Raw genomic sequence first — 20,111 nt, 5'->3', positions numbered from 1 at the left:
CATAATCAAGTAGTGGTTGAAGCAAAAAAGGTTAGCTATCGTATGGTTCATTTTGCGGATTGTTTCATAAGGGCTGGTGAAGTAAGATCTTAGAACAGTCAAAATTTATACAGTATAATCATAGCATTGCAGCAAGGTGGGTTATAATTGGAAGAGCGTTTAGATATGAATACATCTCATGTAAGAGTTGTAACTCATATGTGTGGTTTTTTGGTCTGGCTCTATAGCCTTTCGATGCTGCCACCGATGCTTGTAGCATTGTTTTATAAAGAAAAAAGCCTGTTCGTTTTTTTTATAACATTCGTTATATTTTTTTGTATTGGTGGTGGTGCGTGGTATACAACTAAAAAATCGGGCATTCAATTACGTACCCGTGATGGGTTTATTGTAATTGTAATGTTCTGGATTTTATTCTCTATTATTAGTGCATTCCCATTGTGGATTGATTCTGAACTAAATTTAACGTTTGTTGATGCCTTGTTTGAAGGTGTTTCCGGGATAACTACAACTGGTGCAACTGTTATTGATGATGTTAGTTCTTTGCCACGAGCATATCTATACTATCGCGCGCAGTTAAATTTTATAGGTGGTCTGGGAGTTATTGTTCTGGCGGTTGCAGTTTTGCCATTATTAGGTATTGGTGGTGCAAAGCTTTATCAGTCAGAAATGCCGGGACCATTCAAAGATGACAAATTGACACCTCGTCTGGCTGATACATCGCGCACACTTTGGATAACATATTCGTTATTAGGTGTTGTTTGTATTATCTCTTATCGGCTGGCAGGAATGCCTTTGTTTGATGCTGTCTGTCATGGGCTATCAACGGTCTCTCTGGGCGGCTTTTCAACACACAGCGAGAGTATTGGTTATTTTAATAATCATCTGATTGAACTGGTGGCTGGCTCTTTCTCTCTGTTATCAGCTTTTAACTTTACTCTATGGTATGTTGTTATAAGCCGGAAAACGCTAAGGCCCTTAATCAGGGATGTTGAACTCCATTTCTTTTTATTAGTTGCGACAGGAATAATTGCCATTACAGCATTCCAGGTCTGGCATATAGGTAAGTATGATTTATCTGAAAGTGTGATCCATTCATTTTTTCTGGCTAGCTCTATGCTAACGGATAATGGATTGGCCACGCAAGATTACTCAAGCTGGCCGGCACATACGATAGTACTTCTGCTTTTATCTAGTTTTTTTGGCGGATGTATTGGGTCAACGTGTGGTGGGATTAAGTCACTGAGATTTCTAATACTGTTTAAACAAAGTAAACACGAATTAAATCAACTCTCTCATCCCAGAGCATTGTTGAGTGTCAGTGTGGGAGGGAAAATCGTCACAGAGCGTGTAATGCGTTCCGTATGGAGTTTCTTCTTTCTTTATACTTTATTTACGGTGTTTTTTATACTTATATTAAATGGTATGGGATATGATTTCCTGACATCTTTTGCGACAGTAGCGGCATGTATTAATAATATGGGGTTAGGTTTCGGGGCTACAGCATCATCATTTGGAGTCCTTAATGATATTGCAAAATACTTAATGTGTATTGCCATGATTTTAGGACGTCTTGAAATTTACCCTGTCATTATATTGTTTTCTGGCTTTTTCTGGCGCTCTTGATATAGCGCGTGCCAATAATTATGTATTGCTTTTCTGTATTATTGCAGCTCTCCAGTGAAGCGCTGCAATAATACAAAGAATTGTGCAAGCTGCGTAAAGGTGGATCGAAGAATACAAAAAAATTCATCTGATTACGGAAATTGACAAAGATATTTTATTTATTCTGGATGAATCTGAAGGTAATGTTGCTGGGCCAGATCAGGTTGTGATTGATACATTTGATATTTGGCTTTTCTGTACGTATGCGGCGTATTGGCAATGTGGCCGCATACGGTTTTGTACATTCACTTAATAATTATATTGATAGGATATTAACTACTTAGCACAAAACTGCTTCTCTGAATGCTAATACTTTTACTATAACAGCGATTATTTGTTCATTAACTCCATTACCAAGACTTAGGCAGGACGTATCTTTTTCATGAACTTCGTTTAAATATTTCAAAAAACATGCCATTTCTTTTGGTAGTGAACTGAGGTCGCTTTCAGAGAATTTTTTGTCGTAAATATTATCAATTTCATGTCGACATATTGCTGCTTGAGATTTACTCAAAATAGCTCTTTCCCCATGAGAACAGGCAGTTATAATCTCTTTTAATATATGTTTTTGACCTTCCATATTTGTTCTTGGTCCATTAAATGCGTAAGTTAATCTATCCTTTGTATTAAAAAGTGGTGCGGTAATTTTATTTATACTTTGGAGGTCAACGCAAAGAGCAATAGTTTGAATATTTAGTGTGTCAGGGTTATGAGAATAAGTTTGCCTTTTTAGGGCCTAAACGCTTGCAGATGTGTCTTCATATGGATTTTGATGAAAGAATAGATTTAATATGTTAACAATAAATAAAGACATCATTTGTGGTGGCGTTCCTTTCTCAAGGTGACGTAGTATGGCCCCGGATAAAGAGGACATTAAACTCAATCCTTGAGAGAAAACTCGCTGAGTAGTTTTAAATGCCGACTCCTGTGATATAAATCGTTGTGCAGAATTGGGGTTGTCTGAAGAACCATATTTATACGCTTTATACCATGAATCGCCTAATATGGCTAAAGCTAAAGGAATATCACAATAGCTCACGCCTCTACCTATGGTTCTGACGATATTGCCCACTTTAATAGGCTCCTCCCAGCATTATCAGTGGTGATATAGTCATTAACGAACTTGTTAAGCATAGAGTAAATCTAGCTATAACAGAACCTGTTATTGTCCTTTTTTCCAGACATTGTTTGATTTCATCTATCAGTTTAGGATATTGATAAAATATTGTTGGCGTATGGAATAGTGTGGCTGCCAGTAAATCTCCAATCATTCTTACCTGAGATATATCCAGAGATAACACATTATTTAAAAATGCTTCTGTTTTTATTGTGGGAGGTATCGATGTGTATAAGCTGAGGTCTTGATGTTGTAGATGTGGTTTATTATATTTTCCATTAAAAAACAATGCTTGTATTAACAGATGAATACTAATGCCGCCTCCTGCTCTGAATGCATAGGGAAGTATTTTTTCTATTTGATTATGTAATGCCATGTAGGCTTTATAAAAACATCCTGACTTATTATATACGTTATGGTATTGTTCGTTCAAAACCCCTATAAGATGACGAACAGTTTCTATGCTTTCATGTTCTTTAGGAATAATATCGCCAATGATACTATCCAGTTGATATTTATGTTCGCATTCGAGAATTTTTGTGATTCTCTCATCAATTTCAATACATACAGAATTACTTTCTCTGGAGAGTAATAAGCCTCTTTCTTGAGCACTTATTGTTGGGGACTGAAAAGGTTCAATATCAATTACAACGTCAGAATTACATCTGCCGCTGACATCATTTGTTTTTGTGCTGTCAAGGAAGTCATTTAACGTCAGTTGAGATCCAAAGTCTCTGACATGAACAGGAGATGAAATATCAGAACTTTTGTCAAGAAAGTCATTCAGGGTTAGCACAGAGTGGTTTCTTGCGATCAAATTTTTATTTTCAGGTTCTACTACTTTAATGCGTCGGTTAGTCGCAAGTATTGTTGTATGTTCGTCGTCAGGAGAACATGAAATGTCAACACATACGTAACCCTTGTTTGATATAGAATCAGGAATCAATTGTTATCTCCTTAATAAATTATTTTATGTTTCTTAAAAATATTAAAAATAATGTGTTCTGAAAGATATATAGTGTTCTGCCAGGAGCAGGGTAGTGCCGACAGAATAGTCATATATTTTCGGCGATTGTTCTGACAGATAGCTATTAAAACTGTCAACACCATATTATGGTGCTGTTCTCTAAATGGTGGCCACCATCGATATAGATGTGGCAACGATGGATGAGATATTGGGTATTCCTGAACCGAATTGATATATTAATGGTGCCAGATATCCGGCGACTAAGGAATTCAGTGCAGAAAAAAGCAGGCTGCTCGCCTGCGTCACTTAATTACGTATGGATAGTTTGAATTGCTTAATTTTTGCTTTTAGGGTGTTTTTCAGAGAGTACGTTGGCACCCATTCTAAAGCTGTTTGCCAGGGGCGAGGCGAACCATGAAAGCATACTATCCTGGTGTTTTCAGGTACGGCTCCATTAGCTACGCCATCATGTAGTTCTGGATTGAAACCAATCATTTTAGAGGTGGCTATATTTGCTTTGTAGCTTACAATAAAACCAGGTAGAACGTCCTGCCAGCGTTCTGCGTCAGGGTATATTTCATTGATGAATCCCTGGTCACCGTGATAAGGAGGTAATCTTTTTCTGGACATTATTTGTTCAGCGTTATCTTTAAAGGCATCCCACGCACGATATTTTTCCTTTGCTGGAATAAACATAATACCTGAAGCCGCAGGGGCATTTTCTTTACCTGTACACGAGAAGTCGGTAAGCATTGTCATATTCTGCGTATTTGTGAATTCATGCAGATCACCAGTAATAACAGTATCTATATCTATATAAAATAGATCTTCTTTACCAATAACAGGATGATTCGGATTAAATAATTCCATTTTTGCCCACCATCCCGGCCAATTATAGAGAAGTGGAGCAGTTTCTACTCCTTCAATGTGATCTGCATCTGTTAAACATACTGAACGAATACCCCTGATTTGACGGTGTAGCCACTGGGCATGTCTGGGAGTGAAATCCCTGCTACAACGAAGAACAGAAACAACCAGCACTACTAACTCCTAAATACATAACGGTAGATATATTATCTATGGCTATAACAACATAAACTAAAGTATGAAAATCATCCACGCAAGCAGAATTGCATTTATAACTATTGTCTAATTATTTTTAATGTAATATCAGTATAATTATTGATTGCTAAAATATTGTGAATCAAAAAAACAATAATAAATTTTTTTGTTTTGGTTGAGTGTAAGTGTTATTTTTTTAGTAAAATGTGAGATGAAAATCTTTTCTTATAAGATTAAATTTATTTTTTTAATGGGTATATCTCGACATTCAACTTGGTTGTTTCTGGAATGGTAACGATAAATGGTTCTCCTAACCTTAAAGAACATGATATATCTGGATACACTTTTGCTCCTTTATCTAGAAGCTCAGCAACAGAGGTCACGACCCAGCTACTGTTTTTAGTGTCGCAGTATTTTCTTTGCAAGTTAGTGTTGTCATTTAGTACGTTTTCATTAAATGTGTTTTTTTTCCATTATCATGAAATTAAGGGCATTTCTGGATTCTTCCTTTGCTATGTCTGAGGATCTTTTTAATGTACCTATAGGTAAATGAGAATAAGGATTAATAGTTAGATTATACCAATCCATAACCTGTGCAACTGTTTCTTTATGTCCTTGAATTGTTTTATTTTTTAGATCGGTAAATTGATTGCTTTGTATTCTTACAGCAATGAAATCACTTTTTATCTTGAATTTCGATAATACTTTTTCTGTAACATAAGTTTCCTTAATTAGAACAGCGTTTCTGTATGATAATAATTTTGCTGGACTATCGATTAGAGAAATTTTTCTGTTTGATAGTTTTCCGTTTTGTTCTATTTTTATCAGGGAATATGATGCGTTTCTGATATTTAATGTATTGGCAATTGATGATAAACAATTTCTGATACCCGGCATAGTAAAACTCCACTTTCCATATTAATAAAATTCCTAAGATAGCGTTCAGCTATGATAAGTATACCCTATTTTTAGCATATTTATAATTATCGGTCGAGTATTTATATGGGGAGACTATGGTTTATTAAACTGTAATATGTGATCTTTAATTATGCCTATAAATAGTGAAATTAGGTTTGTGTGGTCCTCTTTTAAGGTTTACTCATGGGCTGTCTTACCGCTCATTGTTCCTGTGCAACAAGTACTCGTGAGCGTGAAGATCTTTATCCTCCCATAAAAGATTTGGTTGATGCTTTAATGACGAAAAGAGCGGAGGTATTTGAAGTACAAAATGAAGGTACCGATAACGTTAAAGGTGCTCTTTGTGAGGGAAAGACGCCTGAGGATCGAGATGATTACGTCCAGGGGTTGTTATTCCTGTATACATTGAAAACAGGAATGGATGATGTGAGGGCAGAAAAAGGATTGGCGCCATGTAAAGTGGATGACCTGTTGAATCCTCATCACACGACAGAATTCGCTGGTGATCTAAAAGCACTCAAATGTCTGGTTGAAGGACGAAGCGACGATTATGCTCCTGGTGAGCCTGTTCAGGTGCCCGACCTTACTTACAACAAAGGTTCAATGCAATTTGGATAGTCTATAATCTTTAACACGCACTCACTGTCTAATTTCAATTTTTTAGCATTTTCATTGAAATGAAATAACTTTCTGCACGGGAGTGAAAAGTTGATGAAACAGAGAGAGCGAGTCTATCAGAGAATTGATGGCAGTCAGTGGCGACATATTTGGCTGGTGGGGGATATTCATGGCTGTCTGACGCAACTGCGTACGAAATTATGGAACTACCGTTTTGATCCATGGCAAGACTTACTGATCTCGGTAGGTGATGTCATTGACCGTGGCCTGGAGAGTTTGCGTTGCCTGCAACTACTGGAGCAACGTTGGGTTAGAGCGGTAAGAGGTAATCATGAGCAGATGGCGATGGATGCGCTGGCATCACAACAGATGTCATTATGGTTCATGAATGGCGGCAACTGGTTTATCGGACTGACTGATAAGCAACGGGAACAAGTGAAAATGATGCTGGTAAACTGCCAGCGTCTGCCGTGGATTATTGAACTGAACAGTAGCACGGGCAAACACGTGATTGCTCATGCTGATTACCCCAGCGATATTTATGAATGGCAAAAGGAAGTCGATCTACATCAAGTGTTGTGGAGCCGTTTACGGTTGATTGAAGGTCAAAAGGGGCAGGGGATTACGGGCGCTGATCATTTCTGGTTCGGTCATACGCCATTACGCCATCGTGTAGATATCGGTAACTTGCATTATATCGATACTGGCGCTGTCTTCGGTGGGACGCTCACGCTGGAACAGCTCCAGTAATTAAAAATCACTGTGCTTTTGGGCCGGTCGCCAGAATCCATCAATAAAATCTTCAATGGGAAAACAACCGCCGTGGCGGATTCGTTGATCGTCCATTGAGTAAAGGCACTGCTGCTCAGTGTTGTAGACATCCACAACAATGTCTTCACAACCAGCGTCCAGATAACAAACAAAAAGTACCAGCGCGAACATTTCATCCCCGAAGTGTGGTGCCGTACCGTTAAGTTTAGGAGAGGATTTTACTACGGGAAAATAATCAGGATAAATAACCCGTCATGCCGACGGGTTCTTTTTGGATCAGGCAAGACGCATAATCCAGGCATCAGATTTTTGATCGTAGTGGGTACGGTACAGGACAGAGTGTTCGCCGTTTAGCAGAGCCGGGATGCTGGTTTCGGCATCCCAGGCATCCAGTTGCATACATAAGTCGGGGTCAGATTTACAGGGAATAGTTAACGTTCGAGTGCCTGGCGATTCGCCGTGCAACTCACCGTCGTCGATTTCATAAGCGCCTATGCGCACACTGGTTTTCATCTTCGTGCTCTCCATTTAAGTGCCGATTGTGGTACGACCAGTTCGGTCGCACCATTTTTCAGCGTAGTCAAGGCAGTCAGATTCGCCAGTCAAAACGTGCGCTTTTTTTGTGCGTTGTCAGGGGGTGCCGGTAAACAGTTTTCCGTCACGCACCAGTTCACGCGGGTAACTGTTCTTCAAGCGCGAGCCAATGCGTTTAGCTAAGCCGAGCGGTTGATGTTGAAAAGTGACTAACACATCATCTGATGTTGGTGCGGCTTGCGGGTAAACATCTCGTCCGCGATACCATTCTTCCGCTTCCTGTGCTGTCAGCTCGAACGCGTTAGCGTTGTCGGGCGATGCCAGCGCAATGACCGCTTCATGCTGCCAGCGATACCCTTTGTTATGCACCTCGGCAAGTTTTATTCCCGGACGGGAAAACCGAACTTTACCGATTAACACTTCGATGCCAACCGGGAATAACCAGACTTCTTTATCTCGTTGCCAAAGGCGCAGATTGTTACCCCACTGTAAGCCAACGCTCTCTGCTGCCTGGCTGATTTGAGAAGCTTCGCGTGTCTTTAATGGGCTAAATGGAAAATTTCCGACTTTATATTTCGGCGTGGGTAAAGCCGGAATCGCCTGGGTTTTACGCAGCCGGGCAACGAAAAAGCCTTCGCAGTCGTAAATTTGTGGAAAAACGTGCAAAAAGCCTTCTTCGGTCAGCGCCTTGTCCGCACCAGAGAAAAGATCGCCAAGCGGTAAAAATTCTACTGCATCGGGGTAAGTCTCTTTCAGCCACAGACAAACGGCTTCGTTTTCTTCCCGGTTTAATGTGCAGGTTGAGTAAACCAGCGTACCGCCAGGGCGTAGCGCATGAAATGCACTATCGATCAGTTCCCGCTGGGTCGCGGCGATTTCCAGGTTGCTTTCCGGCGACCAGTTTTTCAGCGCATCGGGATCTTTACGTACCACGCCTTCACCGGAACAGGGGGCGTCCAGCAAAATAGCATCGAACATTTCTGGCAGTGCCGCACCAAACACGCGGCCATCAAAATGCGTTAACGCAACGTTACTAATGCCACAACGACTGATATTGGCGTGCAACACTTTTACCCGACTGGCAGAAAACTCATTGGCAAGGATCGCCCCTTCGTTATTCATCCGGGCGGCAATTTGCGTGGTTTTTGAACCGGGCGCGGCAGCGACATCCATCACCCGTTGCGGAGAATTATCGTCGGCAAACAGCGCAGCAACAGGCAACATTGAACTGGCTTCCTGAATATAAAACAGGCCGCTTAAATGTTCAGCGGTGCTACCCAGCGGCAATGCATCGTCATCGCTACGTTCAATCCAGAAACCTTCTTCACACCACGGAATCGGCGTTAACGTCCAGCCATAAGGCGCTGTTAATTGCAGGAAATCAGCCACGGAAATTTTCAGCGTATTAACGCGAATGCTACGACGCAACGGGCGCTGACAGGCAGCAAGAAAATCATCAAAAGAGAGCGTCGAAGGCAGCACTTCGCGCATTTGCGTCAGAAAGGCGTCTGGGAAATAAACGGCGTGTTGGGCCACAAGCATATACCACCGGCAAAAAAACAGGCGCGCAGTTTAGCATAAACACTCCGGCGCAGGCACGCCGGAGCTGTACGCATTATCGTGGTAGTGCCGTTCCCCACTCACGCCACTCTTTCGGTTCGCTTTCCAGTAACAGGAAGTGTTTGCCTTCCTGGGCTTTCGGCGCCAGCGGCGTGCCGGGCGGAGTCGCGAAAGCAATGCCGCCACGGATAAACTGGTTAAAGGTGCCTGTTTTCACCACGCCGCCCGTCAGACCAAAGTCCAGACTGTAACCCGATGCCAACCAGAAGACGGAATTGTTACGCACCAGGTGTTGGTAGCGTTTACTGATGCGCATCGCGATCATTACACGGTCTGACAGTGTCCCCAGTGTCATTCCGGTGACTGTGCCCACTTCCAGACCACGGAACAATACGGGCGTCCCAATGCCTAACGAACCGGCCTCCGGCGCTTCGACAATAATACTTAAGCCATCGAGGTAACGAGAATCGGTAATGGTGGTCTCTTGTAATTCAAAATCACGACGAGGATTACCACGCCCTGGTTCGACATTGATATACGGCTGGAGGAGGGTATCGAGATGCTCAACGCCTGCCGCCGAAATTTGCGGTGTGACTACCGAAAAGTGTGTACCACCACGGGCGAAGGTCTGGACATATTCCGGGTAAAGTACCGCTTTCGCCTGTACTTCATTGCGTTCGGTGATCAGATCCAGCGTCTGGATTTGCCCGATATCAATACCGAGATAGCGAATTGGCATGCCGACCGCCAGTTTCCCGGCATCAAAAGCATGGAGAGTGATCTGTCCGCCGACTGCGCGAGCGGCGGTTTCCGAAGCGTACAGAACACGCTTATCGCCTTTGCGTTGACTGGCACTCGCGCCGCTAAGGTTATCGAAGCTGATTGCGCCCTTTAATGCTCTGGAGAGAGGAGACGCCTGAACGGTCAGGCCACTGCCGTTAAGCTGAATTTTCGCCCCGCCTTCAGCCCAGAACACACTATTGTTGGTCAGGAGATTTCGGTATTCAGGTTTGATATGCAGATCGATATCAAACGCATTGGCCCGTGGACGTACGGCGATCACTTCTCCGACTTCAAACTTACGGTACAGCACGACAGATCCCGCCTGTACGTCTGGTAGAGTTTCTGCGCTTAAACTGACCGTCGTGGTGGGTAAATCGCTAAGGCTGTTTTCCAGGGCTTTTTCCAGATTGGCATACAGCGGGTAGATGGCTTTCATCTCACCTTTTTTGCCCGGCAAAATGCGGATACCGCCATTGATCCATTCCGAAGCGCTGGCACCGAGAAACTCCACGCCATCCAGTCCCACTTTTACGTCGACACGGCTGTTGACGACAAATTTGCTATCGCCTTTTACCAGTTCGCGATGCTGTGGTTCAATGGCAACGATAAAGGTGACGCCTTTGTCGGTGAGTTTACGATCAATAACCTGGCCTACCTGCACGCCATGTAGAATCAATGGTTGGCCCGCGTCAATGCCATAACTTTCGGAGGCCGTCAGGGTAAGCGTCAGAGCATTCTGTTCATGCAACAATGCTTTTTCGCCAGGAATAACGACAAACTCTTTACGTGGTTCACCATCACCGGGCACCAGTTCGAACGTTTTTCCGGTCAGAAGGGCGCTAATATTGGCATCGCTGAGGGATAATTTCGGATTACGTAATTCTATGCGGGTATTTTCACGTAATAGCGCCACGACGCCGGGATCAACGGTCATTTCACCCGTTACTTTGCCGCCGGGATTTAAATCCAGTTTGGTGAGTTTCCCGATTTCCAGTCCCTGATACATTAACGGCGTGGTATCGACGCTCAATCCTGTGCCGCCTGGCAGATCCAGTTTAATAATTACGCCACGTTGACTGTGGGCTAAATCTTTATACAAACCAAAAGTATCATCTGGCGCCGCAGGTTTTGAGTCATCTGGTGAATCGAAAGCGATCGCGCCGTTAACCAGTGCTGCCAGGCTTTCCAGTTTCACTTTAGCGCCACTCAGACTGACATTGGCATCAACGCCGGAAACGTTCCAGAAACGGCTGCCTTTTTTCACCAGATCGGTGAATCGTCGTTCAATCAGGACATCGATTACCACCCCTTGTTTATTGGGATTGATGGTGTAGTCATACACGCGTCCGACCGGGATTTTACGGAAATAGACTAACGAACCGCTATTCAGCGAACCAAGATCGGGGGCTTGCAGATGGATCATCAGGTCGCCATTATCCAACCGATATTTCGGTTGGGTATCGAGTGCGACAAAGTGATCCTGCTCTTTACCTCTACCTGGCATCATGCCTATGTAGTTACCGCCGACCAGCGCGTCCAGCCCGGAAACACCTGCCAGCGAGGCCTTCGGCGTCACCAGCCAGAATTGTGTCTCTTCGCGTAGCGCATCTTTCATATCGGACTTGATGCTAACTTTTACTTCAATCTTACGTAGATCGCCGCTGAGGCGGACATCCTGCACTGTTCCAACCTCAACCCCCTGATAACGAACAGGCGTGCGGCCTGGGACAATACCGTCCGCTGACATAAAGTCGATGGTGACGGTATTACCCCGGTCCTGATAACTGCTCCAAATCAGCCAACCGGCAATCATTAGCGCGATGAATGGCAGCAGCCAGAAAGGTGAGATACGGCGTTTAGTTTTAATCTGCGCTTCAGTCGTCGAAGCGGGCGTTTCCTGACTCATGTGCATCCCAAAATAAGCGGCTGTCCAGCCATTCCACTGCAAGAATAGTCAAAATAACCGCTGCGCCGAAATAAAACGCAGCCGGTCCCATAGTAAAAGCGAGGATCTGATCGCGATTAATCAGCGACATGGTTAATGAAATAACAAATAGATCGAGCATTGACCAGCGGCCAATCCAGGTCACCAGTCGGAGTAATAACATTCTTGTACGCAGTCCTTGCTGACACTTGAAATGAAGGCTTAACAATAAAGTGAACATAACAATCACTTTGGTAAACGGCACCAGGATGCTGGCAATAAACACAATCCCGGCTACCGCAATATTGCTGTTCGCCAGCGACATAATCCCTGAAAGAATCGTGTCCTCCTGTCGTCCGCCGTTAAGATAAATAATGGAGATAGGCAGTAGATTGGCCGGTAATAACAAAATGACGGAGGCCAGCAGTGCGGCCCAGCATTTTTGCACACTGTGATGGCGACGTAAGCGTAACGGGATGTGGCAACGTGGGCAGCGACCACGTGGATCAGGATAACCCGTAAAGTGACAACCAAGGCAAACGCGTAATTTTTTGTCACAGTGAGAGGCTGATTGTTGTGGGTAAAAGCGCTCCCAAAGCTGCTCAACATTAAGATGTGACAATGTCACGGTCGTTAAAATTACTAATGCGATAAAAGAGAACAGACCGGTACCTGTCTGAATATGGGCATAATCCTGTACCTTTATAGACGCGACGGCAATGCCAACCAGATAGATATCCAGCATTACCCACTCTTTCAGGCGTTCCAACATCAGTAGTACCGGGCGCAGATTCATGCCCAACCGGTTGCCGAACCATAAATAAGCGATGGAGGAAACCAGGACTAACGGCGCACCGATCACACAAAAAAATACCATTGCGCCCGTTATCGCATCGCCCTGTCTGGTCATTTGCCAGATACCTTGCATTACATTGGCGTCGATACGAATACCTAATAGCCAGATATGCAATAGCGGTTCGCCCCAGGCAAACGGCATCAGCAATATCATAGTAAAAGCCATTGCCGCCAGTCGGGTTAGCGACCAGTCGCGACCATCACGAATTTTCGCCTGACAGCGCGGGCAATAGGCACTTTGGTATGAATTTATCGTGGGGAGGTTGAACAACATGTCACATTGCGGACACCGTTGATAATCACCACGCGCCAGTTCCTCGCCGATTGACCTCACTGTTATCTTTTTTGTTGGCGTAATTTGTGGGGTGTTAAGTGCCATGAAGAGCCAGTTGCAATAAGAATTAGCATTAATCTTAACCCATGATGGGAATGATCTTGAGCATTAACGCATTTAATGCTTATTTTAATAGGCTGGCAGTTCCAGGTAAGACAACCAAGTGATTGTATAATGAACAAAACAGAATTCTACGCGGATTTAAACCGTGACTTTAATGCGTTGATGACAGGAGAAACCAGCTTTCTGGCAACACTGGCGAATACCAGCGCGTTACTATACGAGCGTCTTGCCGACGTAAACTGGGCGGGATTTTACCTGCTTGAAGATGATACGTTGGTACTTGGACCGTTTCAGGGCAAAATTGCCTGCGTGCGGATCCCTGTCGGGCGTGGTGTATGCGGCACTGCAGTTGCCTGTAATGAAGTACAGCGAATCGAGGATGTTCACGCCTTCGACGGGCATATTGCCTGCGATGCGGCGAGTAATTCTGAAATTGTCCTGCCATTGGCGGTGAAAAATCAGATTATTGGTGTTCTCGATATCGACAGTACGGTCTTCAGTCGCTTTACAGACGAGGACGAGCAAGGCTTACGTCAGCTTGTGGCACAGCTTGAAAAGGTGCTTGCAACGACGGATTACAAAAAATTCTTTGCGAGCGTCGCAGGATAATCAACGGATAACGTAGCATTTACTGATGACGTCATTATAATGACGCCTGTTCATGCCTGCGCTTGTTGGCTACGTCCGTTGTAATCAGGAAATTTCATGGAAAATCAACCTAAGTTGAATAGCAGTAAAGAAGTAATCGCGTTTCTGGCCGAACGTTTTCCCCACTGTTTCAGTGCGGAAGGTGAAGCGCGTCCGCTGAAAATCGGTATTTTTCAGGATTTGGTCGATCGCGTTGCCGGGGAAATGAACCTGAGCAAAACGCAACTGCGATCCGCTTTACGTCTCTATACTTCGAGCTGGCGCTACCTGTATGGCGTAAAACCAGGCGCGACGCGTGTCGATCTTGACGGCAACCCATGCGGTGAGCTGGACGAGCAACACGTAGAACATGCTCGCAAGCAGCTTGAAGAAGCGAAAGCGCGCGTTCAGGCTCAACGTGCTGAACAGCAAGCGAAAAAACGCGAAGCTGCCATAGCTGCTGGAGAGAAAGAAGACGCACCACGCCGCGAACGCAAGCCACGTCCGACTACGCCACGCCGCAAAGAAGGCGCTGAGCGTAAACCACGTGCGCAAAAGCCGGCAGAGAAAGCGCCAAAAACAGTAAAAGCACCTCGCGAAGAACAGCACACCCCAGTTTCTGACATTTCAGCTCTGACTGTTGGACAGGCTCTGAAGGTGAAAGCGGGTCAAAACGCGATGGATGCAACCGTATTAGAAATCACCAAAGACGGCGTCCGCGTCCAACTGAATTCGGGTATGTCTTTGATTGTGCGCGCAGAACACCTGGTGTTCTGAAACGGAGGCCGGGCCAGGCATGAACATGTTTTTTAGGCTTACCGCGTTAGCTGGCCTGTTTGCAATAGCAGGCCAGACCTTCGCAGTAGAAGATATTACGCGAGCTGATCAAATTCCTGTATTAAAGGAAGAGACGCAGCATGCGACGGTGAGTGAGCGCGTAACGTCGCGCTTTACCCGTTCCCATTATCGTCAGTTCGATCTCGATCAGGCATTTTCGGCCAAAATCTTTGACCGTTACCTGAATCTGCTTGATTACAGCCACAATGTGCTGCTGGCGAGCGATGTTGAACAGTTTGCCAAAAAGAAAACTGAGCTGGGTGACGAACTGCGTTCCGGCAAACTTGACGTTTTCTACGATCTTTATAACCTGGCGCAAAAGCGCCGTTTTGAACGTTACCAGTACGCGTTGTCAGTACTGGAAAAGCCGATGGATTTCACCGGCAACGACACCTATAACCTGGATCGCAGTAAAGCCCCCTGGCCGAAAAGCGAAGCTGAGTTGAATGCGCTGTGGGACAGTAAGGTTAAATTCGACGAGTTAAGCCTGAAGCTGGCGGGAAAAACGGATAAAGAAATCCGCGAGACCCTGACGCGTCGTTATAAATTCGCCATTCGTCGCCTGGCGCAGACCAACAGCGAAGATGTTTTCTCGCTGGCAATGACGGCGTTTGCTCGCGAAATCGATCCGCATACCAATTACCTTTCCCCGCGCAATACCGAACAGTTCAATACTGAAATGAGTCTGTCGCTGGAAGGGATTGGCGCAGTGCTGCAAATGGATGATGACTACACCGTGATCAATTCGATGGTGGCAGGTGGTCCGGCAGCGAAGAGTAAAGCTATCAGCGTGGGCGACAGAATTGTCGGCGTTGGTCAAACGGGCAAGCCGATGGTTGATGTGATTGGCTGGCGTCTTGATGATGTCGTTGCCTTAATCAAAGGGCCGAAAGGCAGTAAAGTTCGTTTAGAAATTCTGCCCGCTGGTAAAGGCACTAAGACCCGCACGGTGACGTTGACGCGGGAACGTATTCGTCTTGAAGACCGCGCGGTTAAAATGTCTGTGAAAACCGTCGGTAAAGAAAAAGTCGGCGTGCTGGATATTCCTGGTTTCTACGTTGGCTTGACAGATGATGTCAAAGTTCAGTTACAGAAACTGGAAAAACAGAATGTCAGCAGCATCATTATCGATCTGCGGAGCAATGGTGGCGGAGCGCTGACGGAAGCAGTGTCGCTTTCTGGCCTGTTTATCCCATCTGGCCCGATTGTGCAGGTTCGCGATAATAACGGCAAAGTCCGTGAAGATAGCGATACCGATGGTCAGGTCTTCTATAAAGGCCCACTGGTGGTGCTGGTTGACCGTTTCAGTGCCTCGGCTTCGGAAATCTTTGCTGCAGCAATGCAGGATTATGGTCGTGCACTGATTGTGGGTGAGCCGACATTCGGTAAGGGGACCGTACAGCAGTATCGTTCTCTGAATCGTATCTACGATCAGATGTTACGCCCGGAATGGCCAGCGCTGGGTTCTGTACAGTACACGATCCAGAAGTTCTATCGCGTTAACGGCGGCAGTACGCAACGCAAAGGCGTAACGCCAGATATCATCATGCCGACGGGTAATGAAGAGACGGAAACGGGTGAGAAATTTGAAGATAATGCGCTGCCGTGGGATAGCATTAACGCGGCAACCTATGTGAAATCAGGAGACTTAACGGTGTTTGAGCCGGAGTTACTGAAAGAACATAATGCGCGTATCGCGAAAGATCCTGAATTCCAGAACATCATGAAGGATATCGCACGTTTCAACGCCATGAAGGACAAGCGCAATATCGTCTCTCTGAACTACGCCGTGCGTGAAAAAGAGAATAACGAAGACGATGCGACACGTCTGGCGCGTTTGAACGATCGTTTTAAACGCGAGGGTAAACCGGAACTGAAGAAACTGGATGATCTACCGAAAGATTATCAGGAGCCGGATCCGTACCTGGATGAAACGGTAAATATCGCGCTCGATCTGGCGCGACTGGAAAAAGCCAGACCCGCGGAACAGCCCGCACCCATCAAGTAACGTCAATCAGGCACAAGAAATTGTGCCTGATTTTTTAACAGCGGCAAGACGCCGTAAATCAGATGCTACAAAATGTAAAGTTGTGTCTTTCTGGTGACTTACGCACTATCCAGACTTGAAAATAGTCGTGTAACCCATACGATGTGGGTATCGCATAATGCGTTTTGTTAAACTGAGGTAAAAAGAAAATTATGATGCGAATCGCGCTCTTCCTGCTAACGAACCTGGCCGTGATGGTCGTTTTCGGGCTGGTACTGAGCCTGACAGGGATACAGTCGAGCAGCGTTCAGGGGCTGATGATTATGGCCTTGCTGTTCGGTTTTGGTGGTTCCTTCGTTTCGCTTCTGATGTCCAAATGGATGGCATTACGATCTGTTGGCGGGGAAGTGATCGAACAACCGCGTAACGAAAGGGAACGCTGGCTGGTCAATACTGTCGCAACCCAGGCACGTCAGGCGGGGATTGCTATGCCGCAAGTGGCAATCTACCATGCGCCGGATATCAACGCTTTCGCAACCGGTGCACGTCGTGATGCCTCTCTGGTCGCTGTCAGTACGGGGTTGCTGCAAAACATGAGCCCGGACGAAGCCGAGGCGGTAATTGCTCATGAAATCAGCCATATTGCTAACGGTGACATGGTCACCATGACGTTGATTCAGGGCGTGGTGAACACCTTTGTTATCTTTATCTCGCGCATTCTGGCGCAGTTGGCTGCTGGTTTCATGGGCGGCAATCGCGATGAAGGCGAAGAGAGCAACGGCAACCCGCTGATCTACTTTGCTGTTGCGACGGTGCTTGAGCTGGTGTTTGGTATTCTGGCGAGTATTATCACCATGTGGTTCTCGCGTCACCGTGAATTCCACGCCGATGCCGGTTCGGCAAAACTGGTTGGTCGCGAGAAAATGATTGCTGCACTACAGCGCCTGAAAACCAGCTATGAGCCGCAAGAAGCAACCAGCATGATGGCATTTTGCATCAACGGTAAGTCGAAATCGCTCAGTGAGTTGTTCATGACTCACCCGCCGCTGGACAAACGTATTGAAGCTCTGCGTACGGGTGAATATCTGAAGTAAGATGAAGTAAATGCTAAAAAGCGCGTCCTGGTTGACGCGCTTTTTTATGCCTGGTTTCGTGGCTGAGTAATTCGTAATCCACTGATACAGGCGGCGATCACGGCCAGAATAGCCGCAGTCATTAGCGAGACGTGCGTACCGTTATCGCCAAACTGGTTCAGCATCAGCGCCACTAATGCGGCGCCGCTGCTTTGACCAAGCAGACGAGCAGTGCCTAACATGCCACTGGCGCCACCGCTACGCTCACGAGGTGCAGAGGTAATAATGGTATGGTTATTGGGTGACTGGAATAAGCCAAAGCCAGCGCCGCATAAGATCATCGGCCAGATGATATTGATATCGGCAGGTGAAGCTGGCAACAAAACCAGTGAAAAAAGCCCCGCCGCCATGATGAACAGCCCTAAAGCACCCAGCAATCCTGCATGGACGCGCTCTATCAAATAACCTGCCAGCGGAGCCATTACCATTGTTGCCAACGGCCACGGTGTCAGGAGCAAACCGGTTTCAACTTCACTACGCCCAAGCACTGTTTGCAGATAAAACGGCAGAGAAACCATTGCCAGCATTTGTGCGCAGAAAGAGCAAATAGATGTGCAAATAGAGAGAGAAAACAGCGGAATACGTAGCAAATCTACGGGCAACAGCGGTACAGAAAGCGAAAGCTGGCGGCGAATAAAGAAAATCCCAACGGCAACCATGACTGCCAGCTCCGCACCGATCAACATCAGAGATTGCCCTTGGGCAAAACCACTCAACGCGGTAATAAGCAAGCCGAATGTTAGCGCATTCATCACGGCGCTGGGCAGGTCAAAACGTGGTTTACTGGAGCGAGAGCCATTTGGCGGCAGAAAACGTATCGCCAGCAGAAGGGCGATAATGCCTAACGGTACGTTAATTAAAAATAACCACTTCCAGGACGCGATAGAAAGGATAGCAGCGGCGATCGTCGGTCCGGCTGCAGAGGATACAGCAACAATAAATGAGTTTATCCCCATTCCCCGTCCCAGAAAACGTTGTGGGTAGATAAGACGAATGAGTGCGGTATTGACGCTCATCAACGCTGCGCCACCGAATCCCTGGATTACTCGCGCCAGGGTGAGCATTTGCAGCGAATCAGAAAGGGCGCAGAACAGCGAAGAGAGCAAAAAAACGACCAGACCACATTTATAGATACGTCGGTAGCCAAACATATCGCCTAAAAAAGAGAACGACAGTAGGGAAACGACAATGGCAATTTGGTAGGCATTGACCACCCAAATGGAACTGGCAGGTGTGGCGCGAAGATCGGTGGCGATTGTTGGCAAGGCGACGTTGGCGATGGCGCCATCAAGGACGGCCATCGAGATACCAATAACAATGGTTAAAATCGCACCGTATCGCTGAGGCAACGGCAGGCCATCGGCCTGAACTTTTGGCATAGGAATTTTATATCTTATTGAGAATAATCAACAGGGTTATGATTCTAGCACTGATATTCACAGCGAATGTCGCAGAATTGTAACTAACCTGCAAAAGATGGATTGCGGCCCCCCAGGGGCGAAATTATAATAAAAAATAGTTCTGATTTTTATAAAACACTCGCTATGAGGTGATAAATGGCTAACGCAGATCTGGATAAACAGCCTGATTCTGTCTCTTCTGTACTGAAGGTTTTTGGCATTTTACAGGCGCTGGGTGAAGAGCGTGAAATAGGAATAACCGAGTTATCACAGCGCGTTATGATGTCAAAAAGCACCGTTTATCGCTTTTTACAGACGATGAAAACTCTGGGCTATGTGGCGCAGGAAGGGGAGTCAGAAAAATATTCGCTGACCCTGAAATTATTTGAACTGGGGGCTCGTGCGTTACAAAACGTTGATCTCATCCGTAGTGCAGATATCCAGATGCGTGAAATCTCGCGCCTCACTAAAGAAACTATCCATCTTGGCGCATTAGACGAAGACAGTATTGTTTACATTCACAAAATTGACTCAATGTACAATTTGCGTATGTATTCACGGATTGGACGTCGTAATCCGCTCTACAGCACGGCCATCGGTAAAGTATTACTGGCGTGGCGTGATCGCGATGAAGTGAAGCAAATCCTTGAAAACGTGGAGTATAAACGCAGTACCGCTCGTACCATTACCAGCACTGAAGAGTTATTGCCGGTGTTGGACGAGGTACGCGAGCAGGGCTATGGCGAAGATAACGAAGAACAGGAAGAAGGATTGCGTTGCATCGCGGTTCCGGTATTTGACCGCTTTGGCGTCGTTATTGCTGGTCTGAGTATCTCTTTCCCGACACTCCGTTTCTCTGAACAGCGTTTGCAGGAGTATGTTGCTATGTTACATATTGCGGCGCGTAAAATCTCTTCACAAATGGGTTATCACGATTATCCATTCTAAATAAGAAAGTC

Annotated in this window: 15 protein-coding genes and 2 pseudogenes; 8 read left to right on the top strand and 9 right to left on the bottom strand. The window is 45.7% G+C overall.

Annotation, left to right across the window (positions count from 1 at the left end; genetic code table 11):
• Positions 1–165: 165 nt before the first annotated feature.
• Positions 166–1,623 carry a Trk system potassium transporter TrkG gene (gene trkG, locus PS053_RS04255; protein ID WP_024165002.1) on the top strand — a complete coding sequence of 486 codons (1,458 nt, stop codon included), beginning with the start codon at positions 166–168 and terminating at the stop codon, positions 1,621–1,623.
• 319 nt (positions 1,624–1,942) lie between these two features.
• Here the strand turns inward: trkG and PS053_RS23060 are convergent.
• The 3 genes and pseudogenes from PS053_RS23060 to PS053_RS04230 form a co-directional block, all read right to left on the bottom strand.
• A pseudogene (locus PS053_RS23060) lies at positions 1,943–3,725 on the bottom strand (hypothetical protein).
• A gap of 327 nt (positions 3,726–4,052) precedes the next feature.
• Positions 4,053–4,787, bottom strand: a complete 735-nt coding sequence (locus PS053_RS04235) for a hypothetical protein (protein WP_000962058.1) — start codon at positions 4,785–4,787, stop codon at positions 4,053–4,055.
• A 260-nt stretch (positions 4,788–5,047) separates the two neighbouring features.
• Positions 5,048–5,705: pseudogene (locus tag PS053_RS04230) on the bottom strand (EspJ family T3SS effector ADP-ribosyltransferase).
• Between the two features lie 204 nt (positions 5,706–5,909).
• On the opposite strand from PS053_RS04230, the gene PS053_RS04225 reads away from it, so the two are divergent.
• Positions 5,910–6,344, top strand: coding sequence for an NleF caspase inhibitor (locus PS053_RS04225; RefSeq protein WP_059257526.1), 435 nt, complete (start codon positions 5,910–5,912; stop codon positions 6,342–6,344).
• A 93-nt stretch (positions 6,345–6,437) separates the two neighbouring features.
• Positions 6,438–7,094, top strand: coding sequence for a protein-serine/threonine phosphatase (pphA, locus tag PS053_RS04220; protein ID WP_025238869.1), 657 nt, complete (start codon positions 6,438–6,440; stop codon positions 7,092–7,094).
• Here the strand turns inward: pphA and PS053_RS04215 are convergent, their stop codons facing one another.
• The 5 genes from PS053_RS04215 to yebS form a co-directional block, all read right to left on the bottom strand.
• Positions 7,095–7,286, bottom strand: a complete 192-nt coding sequence (locus tag PS053_RS04215) for a YdfD/YebW family protein (RefSeq protein WP_025238870.1) — start codon at positions 7,284–7,286, stop codon at positions 7,095–7,097.
• Between the two features lie 105 nt (positions 7,287–7,391).
• Positions 7,392–7,628, bottom strand: a complete 237-nt coding sequence (locus PS053_RS04210; protein WP_059223937.1) for a DUF1480 family protein — start codon at positions 7,626–7,628, stop codon at positions 7,392–7,394.
• Between the two features lie 117 nt (positions 7,629–7,745).
• Positions 7,746–9,185: a 16S rRNA (cytosine(1407)-C(5))-methyltransferase RsmF gene (rsmF, locus tag PS053_RS04205; protein WP_059234944.1), complete on the bottom strand. Its 1,440-nt coding sequence runs from the start codon at positions 9,183–9,185 to the stop codon at positions 7,746–7,748.
• A 79-nt stretch (positions 9,186–9,264) separates the two neighbouring features.
• Complete coding sequence (gene yebT / locus PS053_RS04200; protein ID WP_098401092.1) at positions 9,265–11,898, bottom strand: lipid-binding membrane homeostasis protein YebT; 2,634 nt, start codon at positions 11,896–11,898, stop codon at positions 9,265–9,267.
• Complete coding sequence (gene yebS, locus PS053_RS04195; protein WP_001207285.1) at positions 11,867–13,150, bottom strand: membrane integrity lipid transport subunit YebS; 1,284 nt, start codon at positions 13,148–13,150, stop codon at positions 11,867–11,869. Before yebS ends, yebT begins: the two co-directional genes overlap by 32 nt.
• Positions 13,151–13,279: 129 nt before the next feature.
• Between yebS and msrC the strand changes: the two genes are divergently transcribed.
• The 4 genes from msrC to htpX all read left to right on the top strand — a co-directional run bounded on the left by msrC (position 13,280) and on the right by htpX (position 17,713).
• Complete coding sequence (gene msrC, locus PS053_RS04190; RefSeq protein WP_059271755.1) at positions 13,280–13,777, top strand: L-methionine (R)-S-oxide reductase; 498 nt, start codon at positions 13,280–13,282, stop codon at positions 13,775–13,777.
• A 96-nt stretch (positions 13,778–13,873) separates the two neighbouring features.
• The gene (gene proQ / locus PS053_RS04185; RefSeq protein ID WP_000431383.1) at positions 13,874–14,572 is read left to right on the top strand and encodes an RNA chaperone ProQ; all 699 of its coding nucleotides are present in this window, start codon (positions 13,874–13,876) and stop codon (positions 14,570–14,572) included.
• 19 nt (positions 14,573–14,591) lie between these two features.
• Complete coding sequence (gene prc, locus PS053_RS04180) at positions 14,592–16,640, top strand: carboxy terminal-processing peptidase (protein WP_059271753.1); 2,049 nt, start codon at positions 14,592–14,594, stop codon at positions 16,638–16,640.
• A 191-nt stretch (positions 16,641–16,831) separates the two neighbouring features.
• Positions 16,832–17,713 carry a protease HtpX gene (gene htpX, locus PS053_RS04175; protein ID WP_000984517.1) on the top strand — a complete coding sequence of 294 codons (882 nt, stop codon included), beginning with the start codon at positions 16,832–16,834 and terminating at the stop codon, positions 17,711–17,713.
• A gap of 44 nt (positions 17,714–17,757) precedes the next feature.
• On the opposite strand, the gene PS053_RS04170 is transcribed toward htpX, so the two are convergent.
• Positions 17,758–19,131 carry an MFS transporter gene (locus PS053_RS04170; RefSeq protein ID WP_059220018.1) on the bottom strand — a complete coding sequence of 458 codons (1,374 nt, stop codon included), beginning with the start codon at positions 19,129–19,131 and terminating at the stop codon, positions 17,758–17,760.
• Positions 19,132–19,308: 177 nt separating this feature from the next.
• Here PS053_RS04170 and kdgR point away from each other — a divergent pair, with 177 nt between their 5' ends.
• Positions 19,309–20,100, top strand: a complete 792-nt coding sequence (kdgR, locus tag PS053_RS04165) for a DNA-binding transcriptional regulator KdgR (protein ID WP_001262184.1) — start codon at positions 19,309–19,311, stop codon at positions 20,098–20,100.
• Positions 20,101–20,111: the final 11 nt, after the last annotated feature.

This window comes from Escherichia albertii (assembly GCF_028622335.1).
Taxonomy (GTDB): domain Bacteria; phylum Pseudomonadota; class Gammaproteobacteria; order Enterobacterales; family Enterobacteriaceae; genus Escherichia; species Escherichia albertii.
The sequence above is the reverse complement of the archived record's forward strand: the minus strand, read 5'-3'. Positions and strand labels throughout refer to the sequence as shown.

What these genes read in the sequence shown, in the direction of transcription:
- trkG (WP_024165002.1), top strand. Translation starts at nt 166, where the DNA reads ATGAATACATCTCATGTAAGAGTTGTAACTCATATGTGTGGTTTTTTG.
- PS053_RS04225 (WP_059257526.1), top strand. Translation starts at nt 5,910, where the DNA reads ATGGGCTGTCTTACCGCTCATTGTTCCTGTGCAACAAGTACTCGTGAG.
- pphA (WP_025238869.1), top strand. Translation starts at nt 6,438, where the DNA reads ATGAAACAGAGAGAGCGAGTCTATCAGAGAATTGATGGCAGTCAGTGG.
- PS053_RS04215 (WP_025238870.1), bottom strand. Translation starts at nt 7,286, where the DNA reads ATGTTCGCGCTGGTACTTTTTGTTTGTTATCTGGACGCTGGTTGTGAA.
- PS053_RS04210 (WP_059223937.1), bottom strand. Translation starts at nt 7,628, where the DNA reads ATGAAAACCAGTGTGCGCATAGGCGCTTATGAAATCGACGACGGTGAG.
- yebT (WP_098401092.1), bottom strand. Translation starts at nt 11,898, where the DNA reads ATGAGTCAGGAAACGCCCGCTTCGACGACTGAAGCGCAGATTAAAACT.
- yebS (WP_001207285.1), bottom strand. Translation starts at nt 13,150, where the DNA reads ATGGCACTTAACACCCCACAAATTACGCCAACAAAAAAGATAACAGTG.
- msrC (WP_059271755.1), top strand. Translation starts at nt 13,280, where the DNA reads ATGAACAAAACAGAATTCTACGCGGATTTAAACCGTGACTTTAATGCG.
- proQ (WP_000431383.1), top strand. Translation starts at nt 13,874, where the DNA reads ATGGAAAATCAACCTAAGTTGAATAGCAGTAAAGAAGTAATCGCGTTT.
- prc (WP_059271753.1), top strand. Translation starts at nt 14,592, where the DNA reads ATGAACATGTTTTTTAGGCTTACCGCGTTAGCTGGCCTGTTTGCAATA.
- htpX (WP_000984517.1), top strand. Translation starts at nt 16,832, where the DNA reads ATGATGCGAATCGCGCTCTTCCTGCTAACGAACCTGGCCGTGATGGTC.
- PS053_RS04170 (WP_059220018.1), bottom strand. Translation starts at nt 19,131, where the DNA reads ATGCCAAAAGTTCAGGCCGATGGCCTGCCGTTGCCTCAGCGATACGGT.
- kdgR (WP_001262184.1), top strand. Translation starts at nt 19,309, where the DNA reads ATGGCTAACGCAGATCTGGATAAACAGCCTGATTCTGTCTCTTCTGTA.